Origin of the sequence: Pelagibacterium nitratireducens (genome assembly GCF_037044555.1) — a bacterium.
Classification (GTDB): domain Bacteria; phylum Pseudomonadota; class Alphaproteobacteria; order Rhizobiales; family Devosiaceae; genus Pelagibacterium; species Pelagibacterium nitratireducens.
In genome coordinates this window covers 2,672,175-2,693,672 of sequence record NZ_CP146275.1, presented here as the reverse complement: position 1 = coordinate 2,693,672, position 21,498 = coordinate 2,672,175, and the positions used below count along the sequence as shown (strand labels likewise).

Here is a 21,498-nt window from a genome sequence, read left to right as displayed (position 1 = left end):
GTTCCGATCCGGTGTCCGTACTCGACCGTTTGGGTACGGGCGCCGTTCCCCGGGGCGTGTGACATACTTCAAAGCGTTGATTTCCGACATTCATAGGCGTAAACGATCCCGCGCCACGCTGGAGGGGCCGGGACATGCTTGGTGCAACCGCTTACGTCACCGCGTTTTTCACGCTCGTTCTTGCCGGCATGATGCTTGTGCCAATGCTGGCCGATCTCTCCGTCGGCAACCCCGATTGGCAAGCCTTCCTCATCTCCGCGCTCGCCGCCGGCGTGCCTTCGGGGTTCCTTGCGCTCGCCACAAGGCGTGAGCTTCCGCCCTTCAGCCTGAAATTCGGCTTTCTGCTCGTCAACATGATCTGGGCATCCACCTCGATCGTCGCCGCATTGCCGCTTTTCCTTTCCGGGCTCTCGATCAGTTTTACCGATGCGGTTTTTGAAGCCACATCGGGAATAACCACCACGGGATCGACAATACTTGCGGGCCTTGACGACATGCCTCCGGGCCTCCTGCTGTGGCGCTCGATGACGCAATGGTTCGGCGGGCTGGGCATCATCGCGATGGGGCTGCTTCTCCTCCCCTTCCTGCGGGTGGGCGGCATGCAGATCTACAAGCTCGAATCCTCGACACAGGCCGATTCACCCTTCGCGCGGTTCACAAAATTCTCATGGGCGATGGTGGGGCTCTATCTCGCCCTTTCGCTCGCCTGCGCCCTTTCTTATTGGGTGGCGGGCATGTCCAGCTTCGATGCCGTAAACCACGCCATGACCACGGTCTCGACCGGCGGCTATTCCACCCACGATTCCTCGATGGGTCATTTTGGCCTTCCCGTTCTCGTCGTCGGCATCGTCTTCATGATTAGCGGCGCGATGCCCTTCATCGCGATTTTGCGTGCGGTCACCACCGGACGGATTTCTGCAGCCTTTGAGGCACAAGTGCCAGTGCTGCTCTCGATTCTGGCGGTCTTGAGCTTTGCAGTGTTCCTTTCGGCACTCGCCCACTGGCCGTCGGACCTGAGGTCACTGGGGGTCCATTCGGCGTTCAATATCGTCTCGGTGGTCACAACCACCGGGTTTGCTTCGACCGACTACACGCTCTGGGGGCCGTTCGTGAACACCGTCTTTCTGCTCGCCACCTTCCTGGGCGGGGCCGCCGGCTCGACCAGCGGTGGAATAAAGACTTACAGGCTCATCATAATTTACCAGTCGCTGCGCAACGGGCTCAAGGAATTGATCTATCCCCACGGCATATTCGTGGTGCGCTACGAGGGTCGCGAAGTGCCCTGGCAGGCCATCAAATCGGTGCACCATTTCATCGCAGCGTTCCTCGCGCTCCTTTTGGCCGTCACATTGGTTCTCGGCTTTACGGGCCTTGATACCCTGACAGCCTTCACCGGAGCGCTTACCGCCCTCACCAATGTCGGCCCCGGCCTCGGTGAAATCATCGGCCCGGCGGGCAATTTTTCCTCGCTGGAGCCGCTGGCCAAATGGGCCCTGATCTTTGCAATGCTGGCTGGGCGCCTTGAAATCCTTGCAATTCTGGTTCTGTTCAGCCCTGCATTCTGGCGGCGCTAGAGCCGTCCAGGATTTGATTGAATCAAATCCTCGGCTCCAGACCTTTGTCTTGTCGCGTGTCCGAACCGCAAAACCGTTTCCATCCCCGATCGCGTCGAGGACATGCTTTTGCTGGACACGCTCTAAGCCCGTCGTTTTCTCGTTCTACTTGCCGGTGAGGTCGGCGAGCAGAGCGTCGAGCGAAGCAAAGCTTATGCCCATGCCATCGGTCATGCCGGTTGCCAGTGATGCATCGCGCTGGCCCTTGGATTCATATGTGATTGTCTGTTTGAGCCGCGTGCGATCGTTTTCGGCCTGAAACGCGCACTCGATCAGCATTTTTCCCATGCCGAAATCGTCATCGAACGTCTCGGTGGTCACAAGGCGGGCCGGGGGCTCGATCTCGTGGAAAATTCCCTTGAGGCCCATGCTGGCCCCATCCGGTCCCGACCAGACGTAGCGATACGTACCGCCGGGCCTCAGGTCGATCTCGCACGTGGCAAGCGACCAGTCGTCCATCCCGGTCATCCAGCGCCGAACGAGATCGGGCTTTGTATAACAATCGAAAACCAGATCGGCCGGGGCATCGAACAGGCGCTCGATGACCACTTCGAGATCGCTTGGTGTCGAAACGGTAAGGGTAGTGGAAAAGCTCATCAGTTCCGTTCCTTTTTGCGTTGAGCCTTCAACTCGTCCAGCAGGGTGTCGAGCCGGGAAAAATTGGCTTCCCAGATCTGACGATAATTCTCCAGCCAGTCAGTGGCTTCCTTGAGCGCAATGCCTTCGATCTTGACCGGGCGCTTTTGCGCGTCGCGGCTGCGCGATACCAGCCCGGCTCGCTCCAGCATCTTTATGTGCTTGGAAATGGCAGGCTGGCTCATATCGAAGGGCGCCGCCAGTTCCATCACCGTTGCCTCACCCTCGATCAGCCGCGCCAGAATGGCGCGCCGCGTTGGGTCGGCCAGGGCGATAAATGTGGCGTCGAGGCGTTCGGATTCCGTCATTTCATAACCGTATAGATTGATATCCAATTAGTTATATAAAGTCGCTTTGCGAGTCAATATGCACAGCCTGGCGGCTGGGCAAAAAATTTGCCGATTTTGTCGGATCGGACCAAACTGACACGTCCTGTATGCATCAATGCTGCAAATGGAGACGACAAATGCCCGCCACGCCCAACACCGACAAGGAACTCGTGCTGGATCGCCTGATCGATGCGCCGCGCGACAAGGTCTATCGTTGCTGGACCGAGCCAGACCTTATCAAGCAGTGGTTCGCGCCCAAGCCCTGGACCACGCCCAAGGTGGAGATCGACGTTCGTCCGGGCGGCGCCAATACGGTCACGATGGCCGACCCCGAAGGCAACGAATATCCCAATCCCGGCATCTATCTCGAAGTCGTTCCCAACGAAAAACTGGTTTTCACCGATGCCTTTACCGCCGGATGGCAACCGACCGACAAGGCGTTTTTCACCTGCGAGCTGACCTTCGCCGATGAAGGCGGCAAGACCCGCTATATCGCCCGGGCCAAGCATTGGACGCTGGAAGACAAGCAGCAACACGAGCAGATGGGATTCCACGAGGGTTGGGGCATATGCGCCGATCAACTCGAAGCGCTGGCCAAGACGCTCTGAACGCGCATGGCGTTATTGACCATTCCGCTCGAGCCACGCCACGGCGTGCTCGAGCATTTGTTTGGCATCGACCAGCAAACTTCCTGCCGCTCCGATCTTATCTTGCCGCCCGCGTCCCTTTTCGAGATGGGATGTCACGATCGCGGTAAAATAGTCGATACCATCGAGTTGGGGGGCAACGGCGTCCGAGGTGTCGAACTCTTCGCACATCCGCCATACCGTTCCGTCCGGGCCGGCAAACGGTACCGCCCAGCGCTTGATGCGCTTGTTGGGAATGTCGGCCAGATGTTCTGCATGATGGATCAGCGTCATCGTATCGTGCGGCGCGCCGACCATCAGCACCTTGCCACCGGCCTCAACCAGCCTGGCCAGCGGCGAGGCGGGCCCGTAGCCATAATCGAGCGCGTGATCGGCAACCAGCCAATCGGCCCGCGCCCCGATAGCCGTCATCGACGCTCCGGGATTTTCGCTGCGCAGGGCGCCAGGGGTGGTTCTGACAAACTCGGGCAACACGCCATGGTCCCGGACGGCTCGTGAGCGCTGCGGATCGAACCCGGAAATCCTGTCTCGCCACACGGCGGGCACGCGACCGGTCTCATCGAGCAGCGCTTCGTAGCGGGCATCCCAGTCGGTATAGGCCATGATGGTGCCGCTGGGTCCAACCGTCCTCAGGAGCGCATCGATCAGTGTATCGGGTCCATTGATGAGATTCCCCACGGTGCTCATGGCGGCGTGGACCATAACGATATCGCCGGCACGCACCCCGATTTGGGAGAGATCGGTGACAAGATCGGCGCAGGATAGAAAGTCGGACATGCGGACGCTCACGATAGAGTGAACATGAGTTTAAGCATCAGAGCGCCGTGCGCCAACGTGCTTAACACGACCTTAAGTCCCTTCTGGCAGATTTTGTGCCGTTGAGTTTGTTTTGTTAGCGCCAAGTCATCCCATGCTGTCCGTTGGGGGCGGACAGCGTCTCGCCATAAAGGCGTGACAGGATAACTGGCGATTGGAAGCGGAAAAGGTCCCTCCATGCGTAGCACCGCCCCCACGACTGATTTCCCCGTTCTTTCGCGCCGTCGTGCAATCGCGCTCGGGTTGGGCGCTGGCGCAGCGCTCGTTCTGCCGCGCCCTGCCTTTGCCAATGTCTCCGATTTCGTTGCCTCGGTCTGGCCCGAAGCGTCCTCGCGTGGCGTTTCCCGCGCCATATTCGAGCAGGCCTTTGCAGGCTTTACGCCGTCCGACCGCATCATGAGCCTCACGCGCAGCCAGCCCGAAACGGTCAAGACGACGGGTCAGTATGTTGCCGACGCAGTATCGTCCACGCGCGTGTCCAACGGTCGGAGCATGCGCGGGGAGTGGGCCCAGACATTGGGTGGAGCCGAGCAGCGCTATGGCATCCAGTCCGAAATCATCCTTGCCATCTGGGGCATGGAAACCAACTACGGATCCTACATGGGCGGCAACAATGTCATCCATGCGCTGGCAACGCTGACCTATGGCAATTACCGGCGCGACTTTTTCAAGAGCGAATTGCTGACCGCGCTGCAGATCCTGCAGGCGGGCCATGTTGCTGCGCCGCAAATGGTCGGGTCATGGGCCGGGGCGATGGGGCACACCCAGTTCATGCCGTCGAGCTTTATGGCCTACGCCGTCGATTACAATGGCAACGGCAAGCGCGACATCTGGAACTCCGTGCCCGATGCATTGGGGTCGGCCGCCAACTATCTCAAATCGCATGGCTGGCGGAGCGGCGAGACCTGGGGCTACGAAGTCCAACTCCCCTCCGGTTTCGATTATGGCCGCGCCTGGGATATCGGGCGCCAGACCCTTGGCCAATGGGAAGCCATGGGTGTTCGCCGCACCGGCGGGCGAAACTTTCCGCGCTCCGGGGACATGGGACGGATTTTCATGCCGTCGGGCGGCAGTGGTCCGGTTTTCCTGTTGCTTGCCAATTTCGACGTCATCAAGCGCTACAACAATTCCGACAATTATGCCCTCGCCGTCGGCCATCTGGCCGACCGCATCCTTGGCGTCGGTCCCTTCATCCGCTCGTTTCCCGCCAATGAGACGGGCCTGACGCGATCACAGCGCGAAGAACTGCAAAGCCTCCTCAACCGCCGCGGATACAATGTCGGCACACCCGATGGGGTCGTTGGCCCCAAAACCCGACAGGGCATTATCGCCTTCCAGCGCGCTGCCGGGCTTCTGGCCGATGGTCACGCGTCAAGCGGCCTGCTTTCCGCACTGCGCTAGAATTCGCGAAAGTGAGGATTGGGTAACCATCCAACCCGGTGAAACACCATAAAATGCACAATTTGAGGTAATGTCTCACGTTGACCCGGAGGGCAAGAGGACCGTCCCATGGTTATGGAAGTATCGACGAGCGAAGAGGGACGGTTGGCGGCGCTCAATCGGCTGACCGCCGCTTTGGTCGCCCCGATCGAATCCCTGGACCACATTCTGGAACTCGCGCGGATCAGCATCGCTCCGATGGTGGCGATTTCCATCGTGGACCGGCATGCCGAAATCGTCCTCGCGGCTACGGGCCTGAGCTACCGGCGCGTCGAGCGCGACCGGTCTCTTGCGACGCTGAGCATCGGGCTGGATCAGCCGCTGGCCATCGAAAATGTGGCCACCGACCCCCGTTGCTCCAGTCTGGAATGCAGCCCTGGCGGAGCGTCTGTCGGCTCCTGCCTTGTCGCACCCCTTCAAACCGCCGATGGATATGTCATTGGTGCGCTCCAGGTGATGGATAACAACGCGCGTGTGTTCGGTGAACGGGAGATGGCGCTTGCTGGCCACCTTGCCGACTTGGTCATGTCCGAACTTGTATCGCACCAACCGGGTGAAGCGGACTATCTCACTGGCGCCCTGACGCGCAGGAGCTTCAGGGCCGAGGTCGACCGCGAATACGCGCGGGCGCTGCGCTATGACCGGCCGGCCACGCTGATTTTCGTCGATATCGACGGATTTCACCGGGTAAACACGGCCTTCGGCGCCGAAATCGCCGACGAGGTGCTCAAATCGGTCGCCAACCGCGCCGCCGAATGCCTCCGGACCACCGACCGGCTGGGCCGGCTGGGCGGAGAAGAATTCGGCATGTTGTTGCCCGAGACGATGGCCTATGAGGCCAGCCAGTGTGCCGAACGCCTTCGTGAAGAAATCAGTGGGCTGCGCTTTCGGTACTCGGGCAAGGTCGTATCCGTCACCGCCAGCTTTGGCATTGCCCCATTCGATTCCCGATTACGCTCGCCCATCCAGTGGTTCGCCCAGGCCGATATTGCGCTCTACGAGTCAAAAAAGGCCGGCCGCAACTGCGTCAGCTTTGCAGCCTTGCCACAAGCCACCGATCCGGTATCGGAAGAGGGTGATCCCATTCGCCCCCTGGGCATGCACTGAAACCCAGGCTGCGACACAAGCGCCCGCATCCTCCGTTCCGGCAAAATCTCACCGGCCGGTTCACCATTCTGCCTTACCAGGCGTTATAATAGTCGTGCCAGGATAAATGGCAGGCTGGAAAAGGCACCAGGAGGTGGCAGGCATGGGCTCAAATTTGCGCCGCAACGCCAGGGCATACGTCCTGAGACACAGGCGGGCCTTCACGCTGGCCGAGCTGATTGCCGACGGCATCGTCCACGGCGTGGGCCTGTTGGTCGCAATTGTTGCCGGTACAGTACTGATAACCCTTGCGGTGGTTCACGCGACCGGCGCGGAAATTGCCGCCGTGGCCATCTATGTTGGCTCGTTCGTTGCCTTGCTCAGCGCGTCGATGGCCTTCAATCTCTGCCCGATGGGACCCATCAAGGCATGGCTCGCGCGCATCGATCAGGCGGCGATCTTCCTGTTCATCGCAGGAAGCTATACGCCACTGCTGATTGCGCTGGGCGATGTCGCGGTAGCCGACAAGCTGTTGATCTTCGTCTGGGCAACGGCCCTGATCGGCATCGCTCTCAAGCTTTTGGTGCCGCAACATTTCGGCCGGCTGGCCATACCGTTTTATCTCGCCATCGGCTGGAGCGGCATTCTGGCCTTCCAGGCACTGGCAGCCGCTCTCCCGGCGACTGCCCTTTGGCTGCTGGTCGCGGGTGGGGTGGCCTATTCGGCGGGTGTCATTTTCCATCTTTGGGAAAAACTCGCCTTCCAGAACGTGCTCTGGCACGCCTTCGTTGTGACCGGTGCAACGCTGCACCTCATCGCAATTTTTGAGGCAATGGTCCTCATCCGGATGTGACCTCGGGGAATAGGAACAGATTTCATCCGTTAGCTCCTTTGTAAACGGCCGATGGCCAACCACACCCAAGGAGGTAGAGATGAAAACCCGCGCCCTCATAACTGCAACTGCACTGCTCGCCGGCGTTTCACTGCTGACACTGCCGACCCAGGCGCAATCGCCTATTGATATTCGCAGCACCTGCGAAGACCTGAGCGGTGATCCCACCGAAGGTCGTGCCCGGGCCCTTTTGGGCACCAGCATCGGTTTCGCCGAAGACCTCTGCGAAGACCGCGGCTTTGACTTCGACGACGACGATTGGCGGGATGACGACGACGATCGCGACGACGACGACGATGATCGCGATGACGATGATGACGACCGAGACGACCGCGATGATCGTGACGATGACGACGATGATGATCGTGACGACGACGATGACGACGATGACGACGACGACGATGACGATGATGATGACGATGACGATGACGATGACGATGACGATGACGAAGAGGATTGATCACTAGTCATTGACAGAGCCCTCCCGGCGAACGCTCGGGAGGGCTCTTGTTATCATGCTCGCTCTCAACAGCCGGGAAACTGGACCAGGCCGTATCCAAAAACCGGGTCCCGGCCTGTTTCTCCCAGATCAATGGCATCCGCGGAGAGGTCCTCGGGAGATGCGCCAAGCGCCAGGGCAGCGGCAACCAGCGGGGACGCAAAAGAAGTTCCCGACCGCAGGTTGCCGCCCTCTGGGTCTGCGACCCAAACGTCCACGCCCGGCGCCGCAAAATCCACATGTTCACCATGGAGCGCCTGACGGTAAATCCGGTACTCCGCATCGACTGCCGTTACAGCGACCACGCCCTCCTGGGCTGCCGGAAACTGGGGTGGCGAGGCAGGGCCGAGATTTCCGACCGCTGCCACGACCTGCACGCCGCTGGCGAGCATCTCATCGATTGCGGCGGCAACGAGCGCATTTTCCTCACCCGCCAGGCTCATGTTGAGCACGTCAAGATCGCGCCGGGACAGCGTATCGAGGGCGCGAACGATATCGAACGCGTCGGCGGAAATCGCGCCGAATTCCCCGCGATGAAAGGCGCCCGCCGCGATCAGTTCTGCGTTGGGTAACGGCCCCGGCGCGGCGCTGCCGGGCTGCCCGACCATCAGCGCGGCAATCGCGCTGCCATGGTCGGAGGGCGCGGGTTGCCTGTCGGACGACAGTGCAGAGAACGTCTCGATCCGACCTCCTTCAAGCCCGGTGCGCGCGGCGTCAACAGGCGTATCGATCATGCCGATACGCGGGCTGGCTTCGCACGTACTGCCGGGGTTCCAGCCCATCATATCGAGCGATGCGCACCCCTCGGGCGTGCAGGGCAAGGCCTGAAGCGCATAGAGCGTATTCTCGACGGGTCGCGTGTCCGTGGAAAGTTCGGCGAGGAGTTGCCGGGCCTCGGAAACCGGGAGGTTTTCCGGCAGAGCCAAGCGAGCCACAGTGCGACCGATAAGATCTATCGTTTCAGTCGCCAGAACATTAAAGCCCAGACTTTCGATCTGCCGGACGGTAAGCGTTTCCGACAGCGTGATCAGCAATTCGGGGGAGGGCTGGGGACGCGAGGGCAAAAAAGCGGGTGGCGCGGGCACAAAAACGGTGCGGACCATCCGATTGCCTCGTTCGCCCTCTTCCTCATCATCATCGTCGTCGCGATCATTGTTCCGACGGCCGCCGTCGTCCTCATCGTCCTCATCGTCGTCTTCGTCTTCGTCCTCTTCGTCGTCCTCATCGTCCTCATCGTCATCTTCTTCTTGCGCCATTGCCATCGAAACCAGAGGCAGACCTGTCCAGGCGAGGCTGGTGCCCAGTGCGCCGTAAGCCAGCGCCAGGAGAACAAAAACAAGACTGAGAATTTGACGGGCCGGCATCGGACCTCACCATCTGGAACGGAACATGCCGTTATAACGTCGCGTATGGAAAATTATTCATGCCCGCGTAAAAAAGTGAACGCCGCGTGGAATAAGTCGGACCCTGAACCGTTAGCGCCGCAGTGTCATGACGACGGGAGATATTGGTGCCGCCCGATATCGGTGATCAGATAGTCGATTTGCTTCCACGGTTGCGGGCATTTGCGTTGTCTCTGACGCGCGGCCCGGCCGATGCAGACGATGTTGTCCAGGCTGCCTGCGAGCGTGCGCTGCGGGCACCGGAAAAATTTGCGCCCGGCACGCGGCTCGATGCGTGGATGATGCGGATCATCCACAATCTGTGGATCGACGTCTACCGCAAACGGCGGCGCGAAACGCTCGAGGATACCACCGATCCCATAAACGACAGGTTGGGCGACGATGGCAGAGCGCTTGTTGAAAGCCGGTCCGAACTTGCGCGCACCTGGCGCCTGGTCTCGGCCTTGCCCGAAGAACAACGGAGCGTCCTGACGCTGGTTTGCGTCGAGGGGCTGAGCTACCGCGATACGGCGGACGTGCTCGATATTCCTGTGGGCACGGTGATGAGCCGGCTGGCACGGGCTCGGTTGCGACTGGCCGATGAACTCAGCCAAACCGATATTTCGGCGACCAGAACGGCGGAAAGACAATGACCGAATCCAAGGAAGTGACCGACGAAATGCTTATGGCTCACATCGACGGGGAACTCGACGCGGCGACCAGCAGGGCCATCGCCGATGCGATTGCCGCCGACCCGGTGCTCGCCGAGCGTGCGCAGGCTTTTTCTGCCAGCGCCAACGCGGCACGCATGGCTTTTGCCGATATCTTGTCGGCCCCGCCGCCAACAAAACTGGTCGAAGCCGTCCGGGATGGGTCGCGCAGCACGGTACTGCCGTTTCCGGCCCGCAACTGGGTCCGCGCCGCCCTGCCGCTCGCTGCATGCGTCGTGTTGGCCCTCGGGGTCGGTGGCGGTTATCTGCTGGGACGGGGGGCGACGCCCGGCCCGTTTTCCAGCACCGCCGAGATTGCCTCGATCATCGCAACCGCGCCTGCCGGTGTGCCAACGGCGCTGGAAAACGGCCAACTCACGGTCCTTGGTTCTTATCCTCTCGATCAGGGCTTTTGCCGCAGTTTTGCTTACCAGGACCCGAGCGAGAGCCTGAGCGGGGTCGCGTGCGACCGGGGGGCGGGATACCAGGTTGAATTGGCCCTGGCCGGAGGTGTGACGGACGGCTTTGCCGCGGCGTCCGACGGCGTATCGGCCAGCATCGACGCCTACCTGTCCTCGCTTGGCGCGGGCTCGCCGCTCGGCCCTGACGAGGAGGCCGAGCGGTTTGGGCAATTTTAGGCGACCAGTCCCTTGGTCAATTCCAGAGCCTGCTTTTCGAACAGACGGCGATAGATGCCGCTTTCGCGGCGGATCAGCGCCATATGATCGCCTTCCTCGACAATTCGGCCCTTGTCGAACACAAGAATCCGGTCGAGGGCGCGAACTGTCGAGAGACGGTGCGCGATGACCAGCGTCGTGCGACCGGTCATCAGGCGTTCGATGGCCTGCTGGATCAGCAACTCGCTCTCCGAATCCAGGCTCGATGTGGCTTCGTCCAGGATCAGGATCGGGTTGTTGGCCAGAAAGGCCCGCGCAATGGCCACCCGCTGACGTTCACCGCCGGAGAGCTTCACCCCGCGCTCACCCACCATGGTCTCATAGCCTTTCGGCAGGGAGACGATGAAGTCATGGGCGTTGGCCATTCTGGCCGCATCCATCACTTCGGCGCGCGTTGCACCGGGGCGCGCATAGGCAATGTTGTCGGCCAGTGTCCTGTGGAACAGGATCGGCTCCTGCTGCACGATGGCAATCTGGCTGCGAAGACTGGCCTGTTCATGCTCGGCAATGTTCTGCCCATCGATCAGAATCTGGCCGTCATTGATGTCATAGAGGCGCTGGATGAGCTTGACGAATGTCGTTTTGCCCGAGCCCGAATGCCCCACGAGACCGACACGCTCGCCTGACTTGATCGTCACGGAAAAATCCTTGTAGAGCGGGGATTCGTGTCCGCCATACTGGAATGTCACCCTGTCGAAATCGATGGCTCCGGCGCCAATACGGATCGGCGTGGCTCCGGCCACGTCGGCAACGCCATAGGGTGCCGCGTCGAGTTCGACCAGCTCCTCCATCTCGTTGACCGAGCGCTGCAGGTTGCGGAAATGCATCCCCACGTCCTGCAGATACCCCTGAAGCACGAAAAACGAGGTCAGAACGAAGGTGATGTCGCCTGCATTTGCCACGCCTTGCAGCCAGAGCAGGACACCGGTTCCCAGGATGGTGGCGCGCAGAATGAGCAGGGCAGTATCCTGGGCGACCCCGTTGAGATTGTAGCGGTTCCAGGTCCGCAGCGTGCGCTTCTGCCATTTGGCGACAACGCCGCCCAACCGGGTTTCTTCGCGCGCTTCAGCGCCAAAGCCCTTGACCACGGCATTGCAGCCGATGGCATCGGACAAGGCACCGCCCACCTTGGTATCCCAGGCATTGGAAAGCGAAGCCGCCGGCGAGACGTAAGCGACGGTGATGCCTATGGTTCCGGCGATAAAGAGCAGCGATCCAAGCCCGATTACCAGCCCCATGATTGGCCAGAACGAGGCCAGCAGCACCGTTGTACCCACGAGCATGATCGTCGAGGGAAACAGAGCGACAAGCAGCGTGTCGTTCAACAGATCGAGCGACCACATCCCGCGCGTGATCTTGCGCACGGTGGAGCCGGCGAAGGTGTTGGCGTGCCAGTCGGTCGAGAAGCGCTGTACGCGATGGAAGGTCTCGTTGACCACGTCCGCCATCATGAAAAGCGTTAGCCGAATGATGTTGCGGAACGCGCCAAACCGCAGGACGACCGCCGTTGCGCCAAGGGCGACAAGAATAGCCAGGGCCGAAAATGCCGCCTCAAGCGTGGTTTCGTTTCCCACCGAACCCGAGGCAATAGCCTCGACAAGCCGGCCCGCGAAATAGGGCGTCATCACATCGGCCAGCGTCGCCAGCGTGATGAAGCCCAAAATCGCGGCGATGCGCCAGGGCTGGCGTTGCCAATGTCTGAAAGTGTAGCCGAGAACGGACCGATAAGTCGTTCCCTTCATATCGAGTTTCTTGCGAGTCATGGTCCCGATACCGGTTGCCGCAAGCATGCAGGCGCGCCGGTCCTATGAACTGGAAATGGTATGGACGAACGACAGACGGACTGGTGCCCGTGTGACGGTCGCTTGAACTTTAAGGAAGATGCGCAGCGGCCTCTAGAGGCGGCGGACGCGGGGCATGGCCGGCAACCTAACGGTGGCGTTCATAACCCTGGGAGGGTGCGGTGATACTGGTCAATGCAACGCCTCCTTGCAGGTTTGCGCCAAACGAGCACTTCTTATAGATGCGAAAAAATGTCTCGCCAAGAGCCTTTGGGTAGAAAAATTTGCCACATGGGGAAGGGTTGTCCGAAAACGACGATCGCTCGGTCAGGCCGGATGGCCTTCTGCGTCCTTTTTCTCAGCGGCGATATCGGCATCGGCCGTCGTGACGGGGCGGACGGCCTTCTTGGCCAGTTGGCGCTCGCGTAGCCAGATATAAAGCCCAGACCCGATCACGATGGGCCCGCCAACAAACAGCCACAGCGTGGGCGGCTGATGAAAGATCAGCCAGCTCGAGAGCGTCATCCAGATGATCTGGCTATAACCAAACGGCGCGAGAATTGATGCCGGCGCGTAGCGATGGGCGATGATCGAAATCTGATGACCCGTCATGGCGGCCAGTCCAACGCCCAGAAAGATGATCCAGGTCAGCGGGCCTTCGGGCCAGGTCCAATTGGCCAGCGCAAACGGCAACAGGCAAACAGTGCCAACCAAACCGGCATAAAGTTGCAGGCTGGCCGTGGTTTCGGTTTCCGTCAGCTTGCGCGTCAGAATGAAATAAAGCCCGGCCGACAGGATGCTGCCAAGAGACAGGAAAATCGCCCAATGGAAACTCGCGTCCCACGGCTGGATGATGATGACGATACCCACGAACCCCACGAGGATGGCCATCCAGCGTCGCCAGCCGACCTGTTCGCCCAGAAATGGTACCGACAGGGCGGTGATCAGCAGTGGCATGCCGAACATGATAGAGGACGTCACGGTCAGCGGCAGGTAGAGCAGCGCAAAGAAATTGAACGCCGTCATGCCCAAAAGCCCGAACCCGCGCAGGATTTGTAAAACGGGACGCCGTGTCTTGAAGCTGGCCAGACCCAATTGCGGCAGCAGCAGTCCGGCCATAAAGGCGAACTGCACGAAATAGCGCCCGAACGCCACCTGGGTGGGCGGCATCCCCGAAAGTGCCATCCATTTGGCGCAGGTGTCGCAGATCGTGAAGAAAATATAGGTGACAAGCGCCAGGCCGATCGCAAACAAACGGCGATCCTGGTGCCCGACGGTCGAACTGGACATGAAGCACGCCTGGCAGGAACGGGAGGGTAGGGCCGAACCTAGCCCAATTGCACCGCTATGCAAGGGGCCATTTCATATGCAGCACTGTGCCGCATATGAAACGGAAATGCCGGCTCCCAGAGCCGGCATTCTCTCTATTCGGGAAGGATGCGGACAGCACCCAGATCGGCGCTTGCCGCAAAGGCCGCATAGGCCTTGAGCGCGGTGGTCACCTTGCGCTTGCGCGGCGCTTCCGGCTTCCACGCATCGGGACCCTTGGCATCCATGGCCGCGCGGCGGGCGGCCAGATCGGCGTCCGAAATCAGCAGGTTGATCGTGCGGTTCGGGATATCGATCTCGATGGTATCTCCGTTTTCCACCAGCCCGATGGCCCCGCCCTGCGCCGCTTCGGGCGAGGCGTGTCCGATGGAAAGCCCTGAGGTGCCGCCGGAAAACCGCCCGTCGGTCACCAGGGCGCAGGCCTTCCCCAACCCCTTGGACTTCAGATAGCTGGTCGGATAGAGCATTTCCTGCATGCCCGGCCCGCCCTTGGGGCCTTCGTAGCGGATGACGACCACGTCGCCCTCCTTTACCTTGCCGGTCAAAATGTCCGAGACCGCATCGTCCTGGCTTTCGAAAACCACAGCCTTGCCGGTGAATTTGAGAATGGATTCGTCAACGCCAGCCGTTTTGACTACGCAGCCATTGAGCGCGATATTGCCCTTGAGAACGGCAAGGCCCCCATCCTTGGAAAAGGCATGCTCGGTGGAGCGGATCACGCCATCCTTGCGGTCGAGATCAAGTTCGGCCCAGCGGTTTTCGGTCGAGAACGCCTGCGTCGTGCGCACGCCGCCCGGTGCCGCCATGAAGAACTGTCGCACGCTTTCCGAATTGGTCCGCGAAATGTCCCAACGATCCAGCGCATCCCCCAGGGTTGCGCTGTGGACGGTCGGCAACTCCCGATGCAGAAGGTTGGCGCGATCGAGCTGTCCCAGAATGCTCATGATACCGCCGGCGCGGTGGACGTCTTCCATGTGAACGTCCTGCTTGGCGGGAGCCACCTTGCACAGCACCGGCACCTTGCGCGACAACGCGTCGATGTCGTCCATGGTGAAATCGACCTCGCCTTCATAGGCAGCGGCCAGGATGTGCAGCACGGTGTTGGTCGAACCACCCATGGCAATGTCGAGCGCCATGGCGTTCTGGAAGGCCTTTTTGGTGACGATCGAACGCGGCAGCACGCTTTCATCGTTCTGTTCGTAATAGCGGCGGGCGAGATCGACGATCAGATGCCCTGCCTCCAGAAACAGCCGCTTGCGGTCGGCGTGGGTCGCCAGTGTCGAGCCATTTCCCGGCAGCGACAGACCAAGTGCCTCGGTGAGGCAGTTCATCGAATTGGCGGTGAACATTCCCGAACAGGATCCACAGGTCGGGCAGGCAGCCTCCTCGATGGCGGTCACTTCCTCGTCGGTATAGCTGTCGTCGGCAGCAACGACCATGGCGTCGACCAGATCGAGAGCCTGCAATTTGTCGCGATGGACGACCTTGCCGGCTTCCATCGGTCCGCCCGAAACGAACACCACGGGAATGTTGAGTCGCATTGCCGCGTTCAGCATGCCCGGCGTGATCTTGTCGCAGTTGGAAATGCACACCATGGCGTCCGCGCAGTGCGCGTTGACCATGTATTCCACACTGTCGGCGATCACTTCGCGGCTGGGCAGGGAATAGAGCATTCCGTCATGGCCCATTGCGATGCCGTCATCGACCGCGATGGTGTTGAATTCCTTGGCTACACCGCCAGCGCGTTCGATTTCGCGCGCTACCATCTGCCCGAGGTCTTTCAGATGCACATGGCCCGGCACGAACTGGGTGAACGAATTGACGACGGCAATGATCGGCTTGCCGAAATCGCCATCCTTCATGCCGGTGGCGCGCCAAAGGCCGCGGGCACCGGCCATGTTGCGGCCATGGGTGGTTGTACGTGAACGATATGCGGGCATGAGGTCACCTGCGGAAAAGAAAAATTGTCGGCTCTTGGCCCGTTCCGGCCAGCGTCTCCTCGGGCGCTGCCGAAACCATGTCCTATCTCTAACGCCGCTGGCACGCAGTGTAAAGATAAACCGTACCGTAACGTACGGTACGGCAAAAAGTTGCGCTGCTCGGTTGCCCGGACCGTCCGGATCGCGCAATAGATCGCCTTTTGGAAGTTTCGCCTCTGGGAGGGCCCTATGTCGGTCTGGACAATCTTGCTGGTGATCGCAATCCTTGCGGTCGTCATTATCGGCGGTGGCTACGTGTGGTGGACCACGCGTGTCAAAACGCATGCGCCACAATTTGGCACAAAGCCAGCCATTCCGTCCGCAAAGCCGCAGGGCGCGGTTCCCATGCTCAAGATGCCTACGGCGCGGGGCTGGCAGGGTGGCGCCAAGCCACGGACCGCTCCCGGTCTTAAGGTCAGCGTATTCGCCGAAAAGCTCAAACACCCGCGCTGGGTCTATGCGCTGCCCAATGGTGATGTGCTCGTTGCCGAATCCGCAACCATTCCCCGCAAGGTCTCGGGCTTTATGGATTATGCCATGAACCGGACGATGAAGCGGGCCGGCGCGACCTTTCCGAACGCCAATCAGATCACGCTCTTGCGCGATGCCGACGGCGATGGTGTGCCCGAAATCCGTGAAGTGTTCCTCAAGGACCAGCACCAGCCCTTCGGCATGGCCCTGATCGGTTCGACATTTTATGTCGGCAACTCCAACAGTGTCGTGGCGTTTCCCTATGAGGACGGCCAGACCACCATCGCAGCCCAGGGCAAGACAATCTTCACGATGAAGGATGGCGGCCACTGGACCCGCAACGTTATTGCCAGCGCGGACGAGACCAAGCTCTACGTCGCTATCGGCTCGCTTTCCAACATTGCCGAAGAAGGCTTTGAAACCGAGGAGGGCCGCGCCTGCATTGTCGAACTCGATCTGGAGACGGGCCAGAACCGCGAATTTGCCGGTGGCTTGCGCAACCCGGTCGGTATGGCCTGGGAGCCGACTGGAGGGGACCTCTGGACCGTGGTCAACGAACGCGACGGTCTGGGCGACGAAACCCCTCCCGACTATCTGACCTCGGTCAAGGATGGCGGCTTTTATGGCTGGCCATATTCCTATTGGGGCAACACGGTCGATGACCGTGTGCAGCCACAGCGGACCGACCTGGTTGCCAGGGCCACGGCGCCCGATTATGCGCTGGGCGGACATACCGCGTCGCTGGGCCTGTGCTGGCTTCCGGCGGGCACGCTGCCGGGCCTTCCAGAGGGCATGGTGATCGGGCAGCATGGCTCGTGGAACCGCTCGAAACTCTCCGGCTACAGGGTCATTCTGGTGCCGTTCGAGGGTGGAAAGCCCTCCGGCGAGCCAATCGAAATTCTCGGTGGCTTCCTTTCGGAAGACGAGAAGTTCTCCAATGGCCGCCCGGTCGGCGTCACTGTCGCCAAGGACGGTGCCTTGTTGGTCGCCGACGACGTCGGTCACATCGTCTGGCGTGTAACAGCGGCCTAACCGTCGATCCCAAGGGCCTGACGCGCCTTGCGCGTCAGGCCTGCTGCTACGAGTTCGTAGGAGCGCTTCACATAGGCTTCGAGTTCGGTGGCCGATAGGGGCGCGCGTTCTGCGGCTGTAACCCATTTGCGCTTGGCGAAGTACGAAGCCTGTCCGATGCCATCGAGCGTGGTCAGAAGCTCAAAGCTTTCTTCGCTGCACTTGAAGGTCAGGGCTGCTCCCCCCTCGTCTGCGCTGAGCAGAACGAACACCTTGCCACCGACCTTGGCGACGTGGGCGTCCCATTGATCGACAAGTGAAGTGCCTGCCAGGGTCGCGACGAAATCGTCGAACCCCTTCCTATGAAACATGCCGGCCGACACCTCAGAGCACCTTGGAAACACTAAGGAATCCGTTCCGCTCGCGGTTTGCGGCGGTTATGGACTTTTCCGATCCCATGGCAACGATGTGTCCGTTGCGGGCCACTTCGTCGAGGAGATCTGCCGCCTTGGCAAAATCGGCTTCCGAAGTCGACAGCACCTGTTCGCGGCGCTTCTGCCGATAGTCCTCGGTAACGCCGGTAAGGATCCTCATCAGCGCCGTGTAGCCTTTGGCATCGGGCAGAAGGTAGGGATCGAGATCGCCGATCGTGCCGATAATGGAACGGGCGATATCGGCCTTTGAAACGCCTTTGCGCAGGAAGGCCGGAGCGGCGTCGTAAACGTCGAGCGTAGCCACCAGATTGGGATCGCGGTACGAGCCGAATGCGTAGGTGTCGGCAAGTGGATTGAAGCTTGCGAACCCGCCATAGGCGCCGCCTTCGACGCGGACCTTGTCCCAGAGATAGGTGGTGCCGAGATATTTGGTGACCACCGACAGCGCGCCGGACGGCTCATGGCCGAGCGCCTTGAGGTTGACCCCCTTGGCCACGTAGTTGACCTGAGCCGGAATGGTCAGTCCTTCATTGGCCGGATGGGGCAGGGGCGACCAGTCGGCGCGGACGAAATCGTGACGCGGGAGGCGTCCGATGAAACTCTTGAGCTCATCGGCAAAGCCGGGCCACGCTGATCCATCGGTGGTCACATTGGCAATGGCGGCATTGGCGTTGATGAGATGAGCGCGGATGTCTTCGAGTGCTGATTGCACCGAAGCCCAGTCATTATCGATCTTTTGCGCCAATTCGCGCAGGAAGAGCAATTGGGTGACGCCGCCGGTCTGCTCGGACAGCCAGTCGGCTTCATGGAGCGCAGCGCGCAGACGCGTGAAGACGTATTGATGGCCCGAGGGGACCAGGGATGCCTCGGTCCGCGCCTTGTCTTCGGCGACGATCTGGCGGATTCTGTCACGATTGTCCAGCCGGGCATCTGTCAGGATATCGTGAACGATATCAAGCATTTCACCGGTCTTTTCGGACGTGGCCTTGGCACGGACCATCAGAAACGCAGCGGCTTCGGCGCTATCGAGGATGGGCGAATTGATCCGGGAAATCCCGATGCCGCCGGTCGAGCGGCCGATGCGTTGTGTGAGCGCGACGAAATCGGCGCTCGAGGTCCCGGTCTGCTTGAGCGCCCGGGAGAACACGGGCAGATAGGGCAGCAGATCGCGCGGCAAGGTTTTGAGATCAAAGCCTAAATCGAGATAGACGATGCCGTTGGTGGGGAGGTCGTGAACCAGCGTTCGCACGCCCTCCACGGCCAACTCCTCGGTGGGAATGGTCATCCCTTCGCGCGGCAGGTCGGCGACGGTCAGGGTCGGGATTTTCGCCAGATTCTCGGGCTTGTCGGCGGCGTTCTGGAGAGCCTTGAGCTTTTTGGTTGTCTCGATGGCGGCGGCGACGTCGTCGTCATTCATCGCGGCGCGGGCTGCATCGAGCCGGGCGCGTTCGGCGGCTTCCTCGCGCTCTGCCTGTTGGGGATCGGGCCGCAGGACCAGCGTGGTGCGGTGGGGGTTGTCGAGAAGGGTGGTTCGGATGAGATTTTCAATGACCTTCTCGCCCGACGCGATGCGGGTCTTGAGACTGGCCAGCGCCGCTTCGAAACGCAGTCCGTCAAGGGGATCGCGACCATAGAGCCAATTGTTCAGGGCGCCGAAAAAGTAAGCGATTCCGCGAGGATAGCCGCCGGTGTTCTGCTCTCGGAGTTCGAACTCGAGCGAGTTGAGTGTGGCTTCGATGGTCGCGTCATCAATGCCGTGCTCGGCAAGGTGGGCGAGGGTGTTCAGGATCAGCGTTTCGATCCGGTCGGCGTCGTCACCATCGGCGCCGCGCAGCCCGAAATTGAGGACCGGCTGGGAGAGTTCGATGGCCGACGAGATGATGGCTTCACCCAGCCCGGATTCGATCAGGGCCTTGTGCAGCGGCGCTGCGGAATTGCCGACCAGCGCACGGCGCATCACGGTGCGGGCCAGCTGCTCCTCGATGTCGTCGGTGGGATCGACCATCCAGTTGAGCGTGACGAAAGACGAGCGTCTGTTGGTGTCCTCTGCCGGATAGGTCTTTTCGAACCGGCGCGGGGAATCGAAGCGCTTTTGCGGCGTATGTGCTTGTGCTTTCTCGCCTTTTTCAAAGCGTGACAGCACGGCGTCGAGCAGTTCGAGCCGCTTTTCGGGATCATCGTCGCCGTAGAATATGATCTGGGCGTTGGAGGGGTGATAGTAGCGTTTGTGAAAATCCCTGAACTGTTCGTATGTGAGATCGGGCATCACCCGCGGATCGCCACCACTATAGTTCGAATAGACCGCATCGGGGAAAAGTGATTGCAGGGCGTAGGCGTAATTGACCTGGTCGGGTGATGAGAACCCGCCCTTCATTTCGTTAAAGACCACGCCCTTGAAGATCATGGGATCGTGCGGGTTCTCGATCTCGTAATGCCAGCCTTCCTGCTGGAAGGTCTCGCGGGTCAGGAGCGGAAAAAACACTGCGTCCATATAGACTTCGGTGAGATTGTAGAAGTCCGCAAGGTTCTGGCTGGCCACGGGATAGACCGTCTTGTCGGGGAAGGTCATGGCGTTGAGGAAGGTGTGCAGCGAGCCTTTGAGCATCTCCACGAACGGCTTTTTGACAGGGAACTTTTCCGAGCCGCAAAGGACCGAATGTTCCAGGATATGGGGCAAACCGGTCGAATCCTGGGGAGGCGTGGCAAAGGAGATGCCGAACACCTTGTTTTCATCGTCATTGATGAGCGAAAGCACTTCCGCACCGGTCTTTTTATGCCGGTAATGGCGCGCCAAGGAATTGATCTCGTTGATCTTTTCCTCGGCGATCAGCTCAAAGGCGGGATGGTGCGGCATGAAGGGCTCCTCTTGGGCGGGACGTGTGCGCCAATGTAGGAGCGGGCATGGCCGCTGCCAACCTCCCCCAAACAATGTCGTGAAAATGTATGGACTTGAGCGTTCGGGGCCACCACATTGCCCAACAATGAGAAATATCGCGGGAGACCGGGCGGATGAATAGATTTGGGTTGGCGGCGATAATGGCGTTGGCCGGATTTTCGGCAGCGCCGGTGCCCGCTCTGGCCCAGACGTCGCCCGAACGTTGTGCCGCCATCGGACCGGCCAGCGAGAGACTGGCATGCTATGATTCGATTTTCCGCTCGGGCCAGTTTACCGGCGGCGGCAGTCGGACCGATGCCGACCAGGGGCTCTGGACGAGCGGGATCGAGGTCTCGCAGATCGAGGGGACCGAAGTGCCGTTCGCCACGCTCGAATCCGAGCAGCTTATCCCCGCCCTGGCCGGTGGGCGCGCACCGGCGCGGCTGACGATATTGTGCCTCGATGGCGAGACGACCGTGCAGTTCGGCTTCGCCGGTTCGGCGATGGGCACTCCCACATCCAACAGCGCCGCACTCACGCTGCAATACGACCGCCAGCCGCCCCGGACCCAATCGGTCGCTCTTGCCCCCGACCGGCTGGCCGTCGGATTTTTCGAGACGGAAGCCGCCCGGGCGGTGATCGGACAATTGCGACAGAGCGAGCGCCTTCTGGTCCGGGCCACGCCGCAGTCCCAGCGTTCGGTGACGGTCAGTTTTCAGCTCGAGGGAATCGAGGCCGCGCTGCAGCCGGTCCGCGAGGCATGCGGGTGGTAGGGCAGTTCGCGATTGTCACATTTGTTTGATAGAACTAAAGTCTGATTGTTGTGGAACGCGCGGGCCGCATGTGCGTTTCCTGCGCGGGCAGCCGCACTGTTTCGCGGCCGCATCCTCA

19 protein-coding genes are annotated in these 21,498 nt (G+C 60.7%); 10 read left to right on the top strand and 9 right to left on the bottom strand.

Annotated features, from left to right (window positions below; genetic code table 11):
- Positions 1 to 134 precede the first annotated feature (134 nt).
- The gene (locus V6617_RS13270) at positions 135 to 1,574 is read left to right on the top strand and encodes a TrkH family potassium uptake protein (protein WP_338607438.1); all 1,440 of its coding nucleotides are present in this window, start codon (positions 135 to 137) and stop codon (positions 1,572 to 1,574) included.
- 144 nt (positions 1,575 to 1,718) lie between these two features.
- Here V6617_RS13270 and V6617_RS13265 read toward each other — a convergent pair whose 3' ends face one another.
- Complete coding sequence (locus V6617_RS13265; protein ID WP_338607437.1) at positions 1,719 to 2,210, bottom strand: SRPBCC family protein; 492 nt, start codon at positions 2,208 to 2,210, stop codon at positions 1,719 to 1,721.
- Positions 2,210 to 2,557, bottom strand: a complete 348-nt coding sequence (locus tag V6617_RS13260) for a metalloregulator ArsR/SmtB family transcription factor (protein WP_338607436.1) — start codon at positions 2,555 to 2,557, stop codon at positions 2,210 to 2,212. Before V6617_RS13260 ends, V6617_RS13265 begins: the two co-directional genes overlap by 1 nt.
- A gap of 158 nt (positions 2,558 to 2,715) precedes the next feature.
- Here V6617_RS13260 and V6617_RS13255 point away from each other — a divergent pair, with 158 nt between their 5' ends.
- Positions 2,716 to 3,186, top strand: coding sequence for an SRPBCC family protein (locus tag V6617_RS13255; RefSeq protein ID WP_338607435.1), 471 nt, complete (start codon positions 2,716 to 2,718; stop codon positions 3,184 to 3,186).
- A gap of 12 nt (positions 3,187 to 3,198) precedes the next feature.
- Here the strand turns inward: V6617_RS13255 and aac(3) are convergent, their stop codons facing one another.
- Positions 3,199 to 4,002, bottom strand: a complete 804-nt coding sequence (gene aac(3) / locus V6617_RS13250) for an aminoglycoside 3-N-acetyltransferase (protein ID WP_338607434.1) — start codon at positions 4,000 to 4,002, stop codon at positions 3,199 to 3,201.
- Positions 4,003 to 4,218: 216 nt separating this feature from the next.
- Between aac(3) and V6617_RS13245 the strand changes: the two genes are divergently transcribed.
- The 4 genes from V6617_RS13245 (at position 4,219) to V6617_RS13230 (ending at position 7,919) form a co-directional block, all read left to right on the top strand.
- Positions 4,219 to 5,442: a lytic murein transglycosylase gene (locus V6617_RS13245; RefSeq protein WP_338607433.1), complete on the top strand. Its 1,224-nt coding sequence runs from the start codon at positions 4,219 to 4,221 to the stop codon at positions 5,440 to 5,442.
- A gap of 108 nt (positions 5,443 to 5,550) precedes the next feature.
- Positions 5,551 to 6,588, top strand: a complete 1,038-nt coding sequence (locus V6617_RS13240) for a sensor domain-containing diguanylate cyclase (RefSeq protein ID WP_338607432.1) — start codon at positions 5,551 to 5,553, stop codon at positions 6,586 to 6,588.
- A 142-nt stretch (positions 6,589 to 6,730) separates the two neighbouring features.
- Positions 6,731 to 7,420: a PAQR family membrane homeostasis protein TrhA gene (gene trhA, locus V6617_RS13235; RefSeq protein ID WP_338607431.1), complete on the top strand. Its 690-nt coding sequence runs from the start codon at positions 6,731 to 6,733 to the stop codon at positions 7,418 to 7,420.
- 79 nt (positions 7,421 to 7,499) lie between these two features.
- Positions 7,500 to 7,919 (top strand): hypothetical protein, encoded by a 420-nt coding sequence (locus V6617_RS13230; RefSeq protein ID WP_338607430.1) that lies wholly within the window; start codon positions 7,500 to 7,502, stop codon positions 7,917 to 7,919.
- A 65-nt stretch (positions 7,920 to 7,984) separates the two neighbouring features.
- Here V6617_RS13230 and V6617_RS13225 read toward each other — a convergent pair whose 3' ends face one another.
- Positions 7,985 to 9,322 carry a S8 family serine peptidase gene (locus V6617_RS13225; RefSeq protein WP_338607428.1) on the bottom strand — a complete coding sequence of 446 codons (1,338 nt, stop codon included), beginning with the start codon at positions 9,320 to 9,322 and terminating at the stop codon, positions 7,985 to 7,987.
- A 206-nt stretch (positions 9,323 to 9,528) separates the two neighbouring features.
- Here V6617_RS13225 and V6617_RS13220 point away from each other — a divergent pair, with 206 nt between their 5' ends.
- Together V6617_RS13220 and V6617_RS13215 are read left to right on the top strand one after the other, a co-directional pair.
- On the top strand, positions 9,529 to 9,993 hold the full coding sequence (locus V6617_RS13220) for an RNA polymerase sigma factor (protein ID WP_338607427.1): 465 nt from the start codon (positions 9,529 to 9,531) through the stop codon (positions 9,991 to 9,993).
- A complete protein-coding gene (locus V6617_RS13215) occupies positions 9,990 to 10,688 on the top strand; it encodes a hypothetical protein (RefSeq protein ID WP_338607426.1) in 699 nt (232 codons plus the stop codon). Before V6617_RS13220 ends, V6617_RS13215 begins: the two co-directional genes overlap by 4 nt.
- Here V6617_RS13215 and V6617_RS13210 read toward each other — a convergent pair.
- The 3 genes from V6617_RS13210 to ilvD form a co-directional block, all read right to left on the bottom strand.
- Positions 10,685 to 12,490, bottom strand: coding sequence for an ABC transporter ATP-binding protein (locus V6617_RS13210; protein WP_338607425.1), 1,806 nt, complete (start codon positions 12,488 to 12,490; stop codon positions 10,685 to 10,687). The two genes, V6617_RS13215 and V6617_RS13210, sit on opposite strands and share 4 nt — an antisense overlap.
- Before the next feature lie 345 nt (positions 12,491 to 12,835).
- Complete coding sequence (locus tag V6617_RS13205; RefSeq protein WP_338607424.1) at positions 12,836 to 13,798, bottom strand: DMT family transporter; 963 nt, start codon at positions 13,796 to 13,798, stop codon at positions 12,836 to 12,838.
- A gap of 134 nt (positions 13,799 to 13,932) precedes the next feature.
- Positions 13,933 to 15,777: a dihydroxy-acid dehydratase gene (gene ilvD / locus V6617_RS13200; RefSeq protein WP_338607423.1), complete on the bottom strand. Its 1,845-nt coding sequence runs from the start codon at positions 15,775 to 15,777 to the stop codon at positions 13,933 to 13,935.
- 228 nt (positions 15,778 to 16,005) lie between these two features.
- On the opposite strand from ilvD, the gene V6617_RS13195 reads away from it, so the two are divergent.
- Positions 16,006 to 17,319 carry a sorbosone dehydrogenase family protein gene (locus V6617_RS13195; protein WP_338607422.1) on the top strand — a complete coding sequence of 438 codons (1,314 nt, stop codon included), beginning with the start codon at positions 16,006 to 16,008 and terminating at the stop codon, positions 17,317 to 17,319.
- Here V6617_RS13195 and V6617_RS13190 read toward each other — a convergent pair.
- Positions 17,316 to 17,669, bottom strand: coding sequence for an MmcQ/YjbR family DNA-binding protein (locus tag V6617_RS13190; protein ID WP_338607421.1), 354 nt, complete (start codon positions 17,667 to 17,669; stop codon positions 17,316 to 17,318). The genes V6617_RS13195 and V6617_RS13190 overlap by 4 nt on opposite strands.
- 13 nt (positions 17,670 to 17,682) lie before the next feature.
- Entirely contained in the window at positions 17,683 to 20,586 is a 2,904-nt protein-coding gene (locus V6617_RS13185; RefSeq protein ID WP_338607420.1) for an insulinase family protein, read from the bottom strand.
- A 155-nt stretch (positions 20,587 to 20,741) separates the two neighbouring features.
- Between V6617_RS13185 and V6617_RS13180 the strand changes: the two genes are divergently transcribed.
- Positions 20,742 to 21,380 carry a type VI secretion system-associated protein TagO gene (locus V6617_RS13180; protein ID WP_338607419.1) on the top strand — a complete coding sequence of 213 codons (639 nt, stop codon included), beginning with the start codon at positions 20,742 to 20,744 and terminating at the stop codon, positions 21,378 to 21,380.
- Positions 21,381 to 21,498 lie beyond the last annotated feature (118 nt).

Coding starts and splice junctions, on each gene's coding strand:
- V6617_RS13270 (WP_338607438.1), top strand. CDS start 135: ATGCTTGGTGCAACCGCTTACGTCACCGCGTTTTTCACGCTCGTTCTT.
- V6617_RS13180 (WP_338607419.1), top strand. CDS start 20,742: ATGAATAGATTTGGGTTGGCGGCGATAATGGCGTTGGCCGGATTTTCG.
- V6617_RS13225 (WP_338607428.1), bottom strand. CDS start 9,322: ATGCCGGCCCGTCAAATTCTCAGTCTTGTTTTTGTTCTCCTGGCGCTG.
- V6617_RS13265 (WP_338607437.1), bottom strand. CDS start 2,210: ATGAGCTTTTCCACTACCCTTACCGTTTCGACACCAAGCGATCTCGAA.
- V6617_RS13210 (WP_338607425.1), bottom strand. CDS start 12,490: ATGACTCGCAAGAAACTCGATATGAAGGGAACGACTTATCGGTCCGTT.
- V6617_RS13190 (WP_338607421.1), bottom strand. CDS start 17,669: ATGTTTCATAGGAAGGGGTTCGACGATTTCGTCGCGACCCTGGCAGGC.
- V6617_RS13245 (WP_338607433.1), top strand. CDS start 4,219: ATGCGTAGCACCGCCCCCACGACTGATTTCCCCGTTCTTTCGCGCCGT.
- V6617_RS13230 (WP_338607430.1), top strand. CDS start 7,500: ATGAAAACCCGCGCCCTCATAACTGCAACTGCACTGCTCGCCGGCGTT.
- V6617_RS13240 (WP_338607432.1), top strand. CDS start 5,551: ATGGTTATGGAAGTATCGACGAGCGAAGAGGGACGGTTGGCGGCGCTC.
- V6617_RS13260 (WP_338607436.1), bottom strand. CDS start 2,557: ATGACGGAATCCGAACGCCTCGACGCCACATTTATCGCCCTGGCCGAC.
- ilvD (WP_338607423.1), bottom strand. CDS start 15,777: ATGCCCGCATATCGTTCACGTACAACCACCCATGGCCGCAACATGGCC.
- V6617_RS13195 (WP_338607422.1), top strand. CDS start 16,006: ATGTCGGTCTGGACAATCTTGCTGGTGATCGCAATCCTTGCGGTCGTC.
- V6617_RS13205 (WP_338607424.1), bottom strand. CDS start 13,798: ATGTCCAGTTCGACCGTCGGGCACCAGGATCGCCGTTTGTTTGCGATC.
- V6617_RS13185 (WP_338607420.1), bottom strand. CDS start 20,586: ATGCCGCACCATCCCGCCTTTGAGCTGATCGCCGAGGAAAAGATCAAC.
- V6617_RS13255 (WP_338607435.1), top strand. CDS start 2,716: ATGCCCGCCACGCCCAACACCGACAAGGAACTCGTGCTGGATCGCCTG.
- trhA (WP_338607431.1), top strand. CDS start 6,731: ATGGGCTCAAATTTGCGCCGCAACGCCAGGGCATACGTCCTGAGACAC.
- V6617_RS13215 (WP_338607426.1), top strand. CDS start 9,990: ATGACCGAATCCAAGGAAGTGACCGACGAAATGCTTATGGCTCACATC.